The organism is Pedobacter sp. N23S346 (assembly GCF_048515415.1).
Classification (GTDB): Bacteria; Bacteroidota; Bacteroidia; order Sphingobacteriales; family Sphingobacteriaceae; genus Pedobacter.
Genome location: NZ_JBLYEE010000005.1, coordinates 238,414 through 250,018, shown reverse-complemented (window position 1 = coordinate 250,018; position 11,605 = coordinate 238,414). Strand labels below are relative to the sequence as shown.

Annotated in this window: 12 protein-coding genes; 6 read left to right on the top strand and 6 right to left on the bottom strand. The window is 36.4% G+C overall.

Annotation, left to right across the window (positions count from 1 at the left end):
- Nucleotides 1-121: 121 nt before the first annotated feature.
- The gene (locus ACN1CD_RS11495) at nt 122-517 is read right to left on the bottom strand and encodes a GxxExxY protein (RefSeq protein WP_419130537.1); all 396 of its coding nucleotides are present in this window, start codon (nt 515-517) and stop codon (nt 122-124) included.
- Nucleotides 518-676: 159 nt separating this feature from the next.
- Between ACN1CD_RS11495 and ACN1CD_RS11490 the strand changes: the two genes are divergently transcribed.
- The gene (locus ACN1CD_RS11490) at nt 677-1,285 is read left to right on the top strand and encodes a ribonuclease HII (protein ID WP_419130536.1); all 609 of its coding nucleotides are present in this window, start codon (nt 677-679) and stop codon (nt 1,283-1,285) included.
- A gap of 22 nt (nt 1,286-1,307) precedes the next feature.
- Nucleotides 1,308-2,510, top strand: a complete 1,203-nt coding sequence (locus ACN1CD_RS11485; RefSeq protein ID WP_419130535.1) for a glycosyltransferase family 4 protein — start codon at nt 1,308-1,310, stop codon at nt 2,508-2,510.
- Between the two features lie 37 nt (nt 2,511-2,547).
- Here ACN1CD_RS11485 and ACN1CD_RS11480 read toward each other — a convergent pair whose 3' ends face one another.
- Nucleotides 2,548-3,111, bottom strand: a complete 564-nt coding sequence (locus ACN1CD_RS11480; protein ID WP_419130534.1) for a DUF4256 domain-containing protein — start codon at nt 3,109-3,111, stop codon at nt 2,548-2,550.
- A gap of 276 nt (nt 3,112-3,387) precedes the next feature.
- Between ACN1CD_RS11480 and gcvT the strand changes: the two genes are divergently transcribed.
- Complete coding sequence (gene gcvT, locus ACN1CD_RS11475; protein WP_419130533.1) at nt 3,388-4,467, top strand: glycine cleavage system aminomethyltransferase GcvT; 1,080 nt, start codon at nt 3,388-3,390, stop codon at nt 4,465-4,467.
- A gap of 72 nt (nt 4,468-4,539) precedes the next feature.
- Nucleotides 4,540-5,256 carry a 2-phosphosulfolactate phosphatase gene (locus tag ACN1CD_RS11470; RefSeq protein ID WP_419130532.1) on the top strand — a complete coding sequence of 239 codons (717 nt, stop codon included), beginning with the start codon at nt 4,540-4,542 and terminating at the stop codon, nt 5,254-5,256.
- On the opposite strand, the gene ACN1CD_RS11465 is transcribed toward ACN1CD_RS11470, so the two are convergent.
- The 4 genes from ACN1CD_RS11465 to gldB form a co-directional block, all read right to left on the bottom strand.
- Nucleotides 5,253-6,170 carry a hypothetical protein gene (locus tag ACN1CD_RS11465; protein ID WP_419130531.1) on the bottom strand — a complete coding sequence of 306 codons (918 nt, stop codon included), beginning with the start codon at nt 6,168-6,170 and terminating at the stop codon, nt 5,253-5,255. The two genes, ACN1CD_RS11470 and ACN1CD_RS11465, sit on opposite strands and share 4 nt — an antisense overlap.
- 65 nt (nt 6,171-6,235) lie before the next feature.
- On the bottom strand, nt 6,236-7,036 hold the full coding sequence (locus tag ACN1CD_RS11460) for a M12 family metallopeptidase (RefSeq protein WP_419130530.1): 801 nt from the start codon (nt 7,034-7,036) through the stop codon (nt 6,236-6,238).
- A gap of 286 nt (nt 7,037-7,322) precedes the next feature.
- The gene (locus ACN1CD_RS11455; RefSeq protein ID WP_419130529.1) at nt 7,323-8,093 is read right to left on the bottom strand and encodes a patatin-like phospholipase family protein; all 771 of its coding nucleotides are present in this window, start codon (nt 8,091-8,093) and stop codon (nt 7,323-7,325) included.
- 84 nt (nt 8,094-8,177) lie between these two features.
- Nucleotides 8,178-9,212: a gliding motility lipoprotein GldB gene (gldB, locus tag ACN1CD_RS11450; protein WP_419130528.1), complete on the bottom strand. Its 1,035-nt coding sequence runs from the start codon at nt 9,210-9,212 to the stop codon at nt 8,178-8,180.
- A gap of 25 nt (nt 9,213-9,237) precedes the next feature.
- Between gldB and ACN1CD_RS11445 the strand changes: the two genes are divergently transcribed.
- Together ACN1CD_RS11445 and ACN1CD_RS11440 are read left to right on the top strand one after the other, a co-directional pair.
- Nucleotides 9,238-9,918, top strand: a complete 681-nt coding sequence (locus ACN1CD_RS11445) for a porin family protein (RefSeq protein ID WP_419130527.1) — start codon at nt 9,238-9,240, stop codon at nt 9,916-9,918.
- A gap of 17 nt (nt 9,919-9,935) precedes the next feature.
- On the top strand, nt 9,936-11,576 hold the full coding sequence (locus tag ACN1CD_RS11440) for an NAD+ synthase (RefSeq protein ID WP_419130526.1): 1,641 nt from the start codon (nt 9,936-9,938) through the stop codon (nt 11,574-11,576).
- Nucleotides 11,577-11,605: the final 29 nt, after the last annotated feature.

Genomic DNA, 11,605 nt, shown 5'->3' with positions numbered 1-11,605 from the left:
TTCTTGATCGAATGATAGCTATGATTTTAGGCTATGATATTTTTTGATTAAGTGAATGGCTATGATTTCTTTAGTGATTCATTAGTATTTTGTCAGTTTAGTAATATTAATTTAATCAACTTTACTTTATTATTGTGCCTGGTTTCATCACCCGTTTAAACTGCAAACTTCTGCTTCCGAAATTGATTAATAAGCCAATTTTAAAACCTGATGCTTCCAAATAGTTTATGGCTTGGGCCAAATGAGCATCATCCAGTAAAATTACGGCTTTCAACTCGACCATAATTTTATTTTCAATGAACAGATCTACCCTCCGTTTACCAAGAAAGTGCCCTTTGTAGTATATGCTCATTTCATGTTCTTGTACGAAATTTATGCCCTGACTATTTAATTCTATAGCGAAGGCTTTCTGATAAATTTTTTCTTGAAAACCATTACCCAGAGTCTTATGAACCTCCATAGCACACCCGATGATCTTTCCAGTTAATTCGCTTTCAGGATATTGAGTATTTATCATTAAATTATTATCAAATTACAATTTAAAGAAAAATTATTGCTTGTAATCGGGTTTGGCAATTATCTTTGTTCAATAATTTAATATAGTGTTCATTAATTACTGTCAAATTATTATCTCTAAATCATAGTACTCATTAAATCATTATAATCACAGTAGTAGATGTTGTTGAATTGTTACCAAGAAGAATTTTTAGAGGCAGGTTGTGATGAAGCGGGGAGAGGCTGCTTAGCTGGGCCAGTATTTGCGGCAGCTGTTATTCTCCCGAAAGGTTTTTGTTTGGAGGGGTTAAATGATTCCAAGCAGTTAAACCACAATCAACGTGATTTGTTACGCCCGATAATTGAGAGGGAAGCTTTGGCCTGGGCGGTTGCCTCCTGTGATCATGAAGAGATCGATCAGATCAATATTCTTAATGCATCTTTTTTAGCAATGCATCGCGCCATAGAGAAATTACAGACCCAACCACAATATTTGGTTATTGATGGAAATCGGTTTAAGACCTATCCACAAATTCCACACTGCTGCATTGTAAAGGGTGATGGCAAATACTTAAATATTGCAGCAGCTTCTATTCTTGCTAAAACCCATCGTGATGAATTTATGGCTAATTTACATATAGATTATCCTCATTACAACTGGCAACAGAATAAAGGCTATCCAACCATTGCACACCGAAAAGCCGTGATGGAAATAGGGCTTTCTCCGTTTCACAGAAAAACATTTAATGTTCGCGATCCACAATTAGATTTGTTTTCAAAAACCGTTTAAAATTTAGTATTTTCACAGCATTGTGAAGATTTTATTAATAACTAAGCGGATTCCCTTTCCGCCAAATAGCGGTTATCCCATAGTGGTTTATAACACCATGAAGGGTTTGCTTCAACTTGGTGCAGATATTACTTTGTTTAGTTTAAATCCTTCAAAGGGGAAAATAGATATTGAGGACATTTCTGATCCTATTTTTGAGCAAATAAAGTATCACACGGTAGATTTAGATACCGATGTAAATGTATGGTCTGCTTTTTTTAACATCTTCACCAATCAATCTTATAATATTTCCAGGTTCTACACTGAAGAAGCTGCTGGTCAGTTGGAAAATATTCTTCGGGAAAATGTTTTTGATATCATCCAGTTTGAAGGACTTTTTGTAGTTCCTTACCTGGATATCGTTAAGGCCAACAGCAATGCCAAGCTGATTTACCGTGCGCATAATATCGAGTTTACCATGTGGGAGCGTCTTTCTCATTCCGAAACCTTTTTGCTTCGCAGAAAGTATTTGTCTTTTTTAGCGCAACGATTAAAAGCTTATGAAACAGAACAAATTAATCGGTTTCATCAAATTTTTGCCATCAGCGAGCCAGATCGTCAAAGTATTCTCCGGTTTGGTTGTGAAGTACCAATGTCGGTTTTTCCGGTAGCTATTGATTTGGAGCGGTATAAGGTAGATAAATCAAAAACCAGCTTTCCAACGTTATTTCATTTGGGAGCAATGGATTGGCGACCAAATCAGGAAGGCTTAGAGTGGTTTCTGGATGATATCTGGCCTGATATTGAAAAATTAAATAAAGATCTTCGCTTCTATATTGCAGGTAAAAATATGCAGAAACATTTCTTTGAATATGATTCTGATAACCTGATTGTGGAGGGGGAAGTTTTTGATGCAGTTGATTTTATGAATTCGAAAGCAATTATGATCGTTCCGTTGATTTCAGGCACGGGCATGCGGGTGAAGATTATTGAGGGAATGGCCATGAAAAAATGTATCATCGCTACTACAACCGCGGCCGAAGGTATTAATTGCAAGCATGGTTATGATATACTTATTGCAGATTCTGCAGATGAATTTTACCGTTCCATTCTGCAATGCATTATCAATCCAAAACGATGGATGGAAATTGGTGAAAATGCCCGTAAAACCGTAGAAACTGATCATGGTATTTATTTGATTTCATCTAAGATGCTCGAAATTTATCAGCAATTAATTAGCGCTTAAAACGATACATCTGGTCGCTAATAAATGTTGAGAAGGTCTATATACATAACAATCCACGGAAAGCCCTGGCTGCATAATAAGATTGTGCACCATTGTGGTAAACAAAAACGGTATCATAGCGAAAATCGGCGAAAAGTGCGCCGCCAAGTTTCCGGATGTTGTCTGGTGTCGTGATCCAGCTTGATGTTTTCTCATCAAACTTGCCAAGTTTTTGTAAGTCACGATATTGCTTTTCTGTTAAAAGTTCGATTCCAATTTCTGCAGCTAAATCGATTACGTTATTTTCTGGCTTATTATCTTTTCTGGCATCCAGTGCCGCCCGATCGTAACATAAGCTTCGTCGACCTTTTGGACTTTCGGCCGAGCAATCGATAAAATGATATTCACCCGTTTTTTTGTTTAAAAATATCACATCCGGCTCACCACCAGTTTCTTCCATTGCATTGAGCGACCATAATTTATGTTGATTTAACCTTAGTCTGGTTTCTATATCCTGCCATTTCAGCTCCTGGTGCCGCTGCATGTTTTTGTCGAAACGATTTTTTAGTATGGTGATTAATTCTGTAGTTCTTTCTTGCGAAAGCTCTTTTTCTATACTCATAAGAATAATTTTATATTGGCTTCTCTAGAATTTGGTTTCAGTTAATTGAATTTACAAAAGAATAAGCACGTTTAGCAAATTTGATTACAAATTTAAGTTAGCTGTTATTTTTATTTCTTGCGTAGTTTAATAAAAAACATGCTCATTTATCTCTTTTGGTATGGCCAGTTGCTGTGCATATGGATTTTAGAGATTGAACTCTGTATAATGTCTCCCGAAATTAAGACTTAAACATTGCTGTTTTCTTAGTACTTTTGCGGCAAATAAAGATTAAGCATGAATAATACGGCATTAACAGAAAAACACATCGCTTTAGGCGCTAAAATGGTTCCATTTGCAGGCTATAATATGCCTGTTACTTACGAGGGTATCAATGCAGAACATGCAACTGTTCGTAACGGAGTAGGTGTTTTTGATGTGAGCCACATGGGCGAATTTATTTTGAAGGGCGATAATGCCTTAGATTTAATTCAAAGGGTTACCAGTAATGATGCGTCGAAATTATACGACGGTAAAGTTCAGTATTCTTGCTTACCGAACCAGGATGGTGGAATTGTAGATGATCTATTGGTTTATCGCATAGATGAGAAAACATATATGCTGGTGGTAAATGCATCAAATATAGAAAAGGATTGGAACTGGATTCAACAGTTTAACAGCAATGATGTGGAAATGCATAATATCTCTGATCAGACATCTTTATTAGCTATTCAGGGACCAAAAGCAGCAGATGCCTTGCAAACTTTAACGGATGTAGATTTAGCGTCTATGGAGTATTATACTTTTATTAAAGGAACGTTTGCAGGTGTAGATAATGTAGTAATTTCTGCAACTGGATATACAGGTGCTGGTGGTTTTGAGATTTATTTTGAAAATGAGCACGCCGATAAAATCTGGGATGCCATTTTTGAGGCAGGTAAAGCGCAGAACATTAAGCCTATCGGTTTGGGCGCTCGTGATACCTTGCGTTTAGAAATGGGGTTCTGTTTATATGGAAATGATATAGATGATACCACCTCTCCAATTGAAGCTGGTTTAGGTTGGATTACTAAATTTTCTAAACCATTTACAAATTCCGAAGCCTTACAAGCTCAAAAAGATGCAGGCATCCAAAAGAAGTTAGTTGGCTTCGAAATGATCGATCGCGGTATTCCCCGTCATGATTATGAAATTGCAGATGCAGAAGGAAATATCATTGGTAAGGTAACTTCCGGAACACAGGCGCCTTCATTGCAAAAAGCAATTGGTATGGGGTATGTAGCTAAAGATTTCTCTAAAGAAGGCACAGAGATTTTTATCAACATCAGAAATACGCCAATCAAAGCCAAAGTAGTTAAATTTCCTTTTTATAAATAGATGCAAGTAGTGAGTATCAAGTGTCGAAACAATTATCTTGATACTTGATACTTAGGACTCGATACTTAGAATATGTCTAAAAAAATAGAAGTTTGTCTAACCCCTGCGTTAATTGATTTATACGATATTGAAGAAAGTATCGTAGTTGTGATTGATATTTTGAGGGCAACATCATCCATAACTTATGGAATAGAAAACGGAGCAGAAGCCATTATTCCTGTAGCCAATGTGGAAGATTGTTTAACTTATGCTAATAAAGGTTATTTATTAGCCGCAGAACGGAATGGGGAAGTGGTAAAAGGCTATGATTTTGGAAATTCACCTTTCTCTTATACAAAAGAAAAAGTGAGTGGAAAAACTATTGTTTTAACCACTACTAATGGTACAAAGGCTTTGCATCTGGCCAGTAAGCGCGCTCACCAGGTTGTTATCGGTTCTTTTTTAAACCTTGATTCACTCTGTGATTATTTATCTGCCCAAAATAAAAATGTATTGCTTTTATGCGCCGGCTGGAAAGATCAATTTAATTTAGAAGATACTTTATTTGCTGGTGCTGTTGTAAATAAATTGCGCAAAAACTTCGAACATTTCGATGATTCCAGTGTTGCTGCCGAAGATTTATATTCCTTGGCTAAAGACGATTTGAGGAAATATCTTCATAAGTCATCTCACAGCCACCGTTTGGCACAACTAAATATCGAGGAAGACGTTGTTTTTTGTTTACAGTTAAATATTTGTTCAGCAATTCCGGTTTTAGAAGGCGAAAGCCTGGTTGCTTTGAAGAATTAGAAAATAATATTAATACCAAGCGCAATTGTATTTCCACTGAAACTGGCGCCATTAAATTGAGTTTCTTCAACAGGTTGGTTGATGAAGTAAGCCTTATCTACACCAGCATGGGTGTTTATGGTGTTGATTTGATAATCAAGTGTTAACTCTAAACTTTTATTCAAGGGTACAGATAGATTGGCATAACCCTTTAAGGCAAAAGCATTCGCTTTTTGCGTGAAACTAACAGGTTTTGCAAAATCTGGAATCAGGTTCCAATTGGCCTTGGCTAAATAGGAATAAAAGCCACCTAAAATACCAGCGGTGATGTTAAACGCTTTCAGCTCTAAAGCGCTTTCAAAGCCAAGATCAAAACCCTTATATCTTGTTTGGTAAGTAGAGTTTAAGCCAGTAGTCATTGCATTGCTGCCCGTTTCTAGTAGATGAAACTGGTGTTGACCATAGGAGAATCCAATAATTGGGTTAATGCTCACTAGATCAATCGTTAAGGCCTCATAGCTGAGTTGTAAATAAGTGCCAAATAAATAACCTTTACCTGCATTAAAGCGGTCAAAATAAAAAGCATTCTGCCGGTTATCTTCGGCATAATCTGTATCTTCTGCTGCTCCTTTTGTTATGCTTGTATATTGATTAATTGTTTTTATACGCAGTCTGTTGGTGATGTTATATTGAATATCTAATCCAAAGGCTGGCCCTTTTAATTCTTGCCAAATCAATTCTGATAAAATGTTAGGGTTAGTGCCGGATGAATTTCCCGCAATAGACCAGTCGAATTTAGCTTGGTTTAAGCCAACAGACGGTTTGATCTTCCATTTTGAATGATTATCCTGAGCCGATGATATTTTGCAGAGCAGTAAAATCAAAAAGACAATGAAAATGCGCTTTGAAAGAAAAGTCTGCAAAAAAATAGACATACTAAATTTTGAATTTAAATGATTTTACACCTGGCAGATTGATTCTGCCAGGTGTAAGATTAAGTTTAAAATGGATAAACAGTGGCAATAAATGATTTATCAGTAGATGAAAGAACTGTATTCCATCCCACTTCAAAATTTCCTATAGTTAAGTCATTCGAAACTGCATAATGCATAATTGAACTGGCATCATATGCACTGTAATTGGTTTGAGTTGTACTGTATTTGGCAAACAGGTTATTGTCTACATCTGCCTGGCTCCAGTAGTTTGGTGCTGCAGCATAGTAAGCATATACTGCTGGTTTATCCCATGGAATTGATACCAATGGATGTTGATGTTCATGTATCATCCCTAAAGCATGGCCAAATTCGTGGATCACCACACGGCTATATTCAGAATCTGCTGTGGTAGCAGTAAACCACCCAAAATTCATTGTTGCATTAGCGCTCGGGATTGAACTGGCATCTTTACCAAGGTAAGACCATGATCCGTTACCATTTACAAAGCTAACACGGATGTTAGCCGTATTATCATTAGTTACAAAATTGAATTTGATGTTCGCATAGTTTTCCCATTCTCTGGCAAATTGTATCACCTTATTTCTGATTGCTAAAGTACTACCGTTTAAACTCACTTTTAAGGTTGTTCCTGGTGTCCATTTTTTTGTTTTTAAAATAGCTCCTCTTGGTGTGATACCATCTAAGGATCTTTCGGTACAGATTTTAATATCTCCAAGCGGATTAACGCTGAGTTTTTCCGTTTGCTCAAGGCTTTCAGTTTCTGTTGAAGTTTCTTTTTTACAAGCGTATAAGCCTGTAGTAATTGCCAATGCAAATACGATTAATTTAGTTAAGTTTAATTTCATGTTTTTTGGTTCTTTAGTTATGTAATAGATTAGTTATAAAAAAAGAAGTCAGTTAAAAAACAGAGAAGATAGGATTCTCCTCCTTTTGGGGGATAGAATGGTTAGGCTAAAAAACATAGTTAGATGATTAGGTTTATACTGCATTTTGCAGATTATAATCCTAAGGTAAAATATTAATGTTTAATAGACAAGAAAATGTAATATTTGTAATGCTTATTTGTATTTATAAATAACATAATATTAATATAGTTGTAGTTTTAATATTACTATTAAGCTATTTTAATTTTTATTTTGTGATAAGCTGAGATATAGTTGGATTGTTTTTAATAGTAATCAAAGCTTCTTCGTGTGCTAACCAGTAAATATCTTCAGCACGTTTCATATCGAAGGTACTAATGGCGCCCAAGCCTTTCGGCTCAATGAGCACATTGCAAAATTTTGCTTTTCTTTCCATGTCATGGTTGATAGACATGATTCCTGCGCGACCCATTAAGTTCGTAATTCCGGTAATTTTATCCACTGGTTTAAGGTGATTGCAGGAAGACCCGATGATAAAATCACAATCTTCCATTAAAGGCTCAATTGGAAAATTATTTAAAATTCCACCGTCAACATACATTTGTCCATCAATCATAATGGGTTTAAAAATGCCTGGAATACAGCTCGATGCCTGTATAGCCCTGATCAATGGTCCTTTTGTAAAATATACCAGGCGGCCTTCGCTAAAATTTACCGCAGCAATAGTTAAAGGAATTTTAAGGGTTTCAATCGTGTTTTCCGGAAAATATTCCTTCAGAATGAGTGAGGTGTTTTCAATATTAATCAGACCTAATGAGCCAACAGCAGGACGAATAAATCGCCATAATTTTGTTTTAAGAAAAATACTTAGTCCTTCTTCCGGATCTATTCCAGCAGCGAAGAAAGCACCAGCAATGGCGCCTGCACTTGTTCCACTAATGTGGCTAAAAGTAATGCCTAAATTGCTAAACGCCTTTAAAACACCTAAATGTGCTATTCCCCGTATTCCTCCGCCTGATAAAACGATGCCAACTTTCATATATAGATTTCTGGTATTAATAATTGACAAGACGTGTTACAAATTGTCTGCCAGTACTTACATGCAATCTTTATAAAGCTAACATTATTTTTGTTTTGGTTTATACTTTGACTGACTCAGAATTTTTTGGGCATCGTTTTCAGCCATGAGTTGTTGCAGCGTTATTTTAGGATGTTCATCCATATACTTTCTTACAATCTGCCATCCCGTCCATGTGCCTAACTTTGGTGCTGAATCCCTGTTCTCGCCTAAGCCTGGTGTAAAAGGCCCTTCGGATAGAAATACCTGAATCTTTTGGTAGTCGGTTTCGTAAAGAAAATTGTTTTCCAAAAAGTATGCCCAGATATCGCCTTCAAAGCGTTGTGCCCATTGCAACTGTTCGGTACTATAACCTATTTTAGTAGAATCCGTTATATTCTCTGGTAAAACCTGATCCAGGAAATAAAGAATTTTCCCTTGAAAGATCATTTTAGACAGTAATGTTCGGTTGTCATCCGGTTCCGGAAATAGCTCTTCGTGTGCATATGTTTCAGCAATACGCGGAACAATATATTCCGGGGTAAATCGCCTGGAGAGATATAATGGTACACTCTGAACAATCGCCCTGTAGAACTTGCTGTCCTTACCTAAAAACATATCTAAACCGATTCCTAAATAATGATCGCCAACAGGCATTTGATAGGCAAAACCAGATACAAAAGAAACGAATCTAGGGATTTTTGCTTTTGGATAATAGTATTTGATGTATTTGAATGTTTCTGTTAAATCTTTTTCCTGTGCATTCAGGTTAGGGAAAATGCTGTCTACCTCTTTAGTGAGATCGGTGTAAGCCTGATCCTTAAATAGTGTACTTAGAATTTCATCGTTATGGTATGCAGATGAACCAATCATTCGATGGATATAGTCATCATAAAACACGCCATAGCTTTTTGATAACATTTTATCCACTTCGCTGGCATTTTTTGTTTTAGCTGCGTAAAGTGTTTTATCGAATCTATCAATTTTAATATCCAGATTTATATTGCTCACATCAGGCCGGCTATTGCGCTTACATGAAATAAATGCGAAGGCAAAGAGAAAAATTAGATAAATTTGGCGGTGTTTTACGTTATCAATCATGTTCAACAAATATAAACACATCAGCATGAAAAAAATATCGACGTTTTTAATTTTATCTTTTCTAAATTTAGTTGCTTTCGCTCAAATTCCAACTTTAACAACCTATGGTTTCAGATTGGGTTTAACAGCATCACCCACTATTGGCTGGGTTAAACCCGAACAAGGCAAAACCGATGGAGTAGCTTTAGGGTTTTCTTATGGATTAATTGGCGATTTTAATTTCGCTCCCAACTATAGTTTTTCGACGGCGTTAACCATTACGACTATGAACGGAAAAAGTACTGAAGTTGATCCAACCTATATTAAAAGTCTGGATTTAGGTGCCAATAAAAGCATCCCGGTGGCTTACGACTTAAAATATAAAGTTCAATATTTAGAATTGCCATTAACCATAAAACTCAAAACCGAAAAAGATAATGGCAGGCGTTTTTATGGTCAGTTTGGTCTCTCGAACTCGATTTTGTTGAGTGCTAAACAAGATGCAGTAAGTAGCACTGTTAAGCTAAACGACGTGAAGATTGGAGACGAAACTAAATTTTACCGTGCCGGGTTGTTGATTGGTGGGGGCGGGGAATTTGATATTTCAGGAAATACCAGTATCGTAGCAGGATTGACGTTCAACAATGGTTTTACTAATATCACAACCGAAAAAAACAGAGATGTCAGAAATCATTATTTAGCACTCAATTTTGGCGTATTCTTTTAAAAAAATGTTTTGTAAATATGAAAATAGCATTAGCGCAACTTAATTATCACATTGGAAATTTTGAGGCAAATACAAAAAAAATAATTGATCACATTAAACTGGCCAAAGACAAGGGCGCGGATTTAGTGGTATTTGCAGAGTTGGCTATTTGTGGCTACCCGGCTAGAGATTTTTTGGAGTTTGATGAATTTATATCACTTTGTGAAGAAGCAGCCCAGGAAATTGCCAGACATTGTAGTGAGATTGCCTGTATTGTAGGCTTACCCATTAAAAATAATATTTTACAGGGTAAAGATTTATATAATGCCGCTTACTTTATTGAAAATGGAAACATAAAAGCGATTGCTAAAAAGGCTTTGCTACCTACTTATGATGTTTTTGATGAATACCGTTATTTCGAACCAGCAACGGAGTTTGGTTGTATTGATTTTAAAGGAAAGAAGATTGCGTTAACGATTTGTGAAGATCTTTGGAACATTAATGATAATCCACTATATGTTTCCAATCCGATGGATGAGTTGATTAAAGAGCAGCCAGATGTAATGATCAATATTGCAGCATCGCCATTCTCTTATACTCATGATGATGAACGGATAAAGGTGTTATCGGATAATGCTAAAAAATACCATTTACCAGTTTTCTATGTCAACCAGGTGGGTGCGCAAACCGAAATCATTTTCGATGGCGGTTCACTGGTTTTTGATGCTGATGGTGAAATGAAGGCAGAGATGAAATACTTTGAAGAAGATCTTCAGGTTTTTGATCTGGAAGAAATTGAAAAAGTCCGCAATAAATATCCACAGCCCGAACGCTTAACTGATATTGAGCAAATTCATGATGCGTTGGTACTCGGTATTCAGGATTATTTTAAAAAATCAGGTTTCACTAAAGCTGTTCTGGGCTTATCTGGTGGAATTGACTCTGCCGTAGTTTGTGCACTGGCCTGCCGCGCTTTGGGAGCAGAAAAAGTAATGGCTGTTTTAATGCCATCCAAATTCTCCTCTGATCATTCTGTTCAGGATGCAATTGATTTGGTGAATAACTTTGGTTGCATGCATGAAATCATTCCAATTAAAGATGTTGCACAGGCATTTGATTCAATTTTAGCACCTGCATTTAATGGTTTGCCTTTCAATTTAACAGAAGAAAATATCCAGGCTAGAACACGTGGAACGATTGTGATGGCCATGAGCAATAAATTCGGCTATATCTTGCTTAACACTTCCAATAAAAGTGAGTGTGCAGTGGGGTATGGTACGCTTTACGGCGATATGTGTGGTGCCATTGGCGTAATTGGCGATGTTTATAAAACCCAGGTTTTCGAACTGGCAAAATACATTAATAAAGAGCGCGAACTGATCCCGATCAATACCATTGTGAAACCACCATCTGCAGAACTCAGACCAGATCAAAAAGATTCGGATTCTTTGCCAGAGTATGATGTTTTAGATAAAATTCTTTATCATCATATTGAAGAAAAACAAGGCTCAAAGTCTATCATCGCAAAGGGTTTTGATGAGGCTTTAGTTCAACGAATCTTAAAGATGGTTAATATAGCGGAATTTAAACGCTACCAAACGCCACCAATTTTAAGGGTTTCGCCAAAAGCATTTGGAATGGGGAGAAGAATGCCAATAGTTGGAAAATATATGGCGTAATATAGAATCTATAGCCATGAATATTTTAT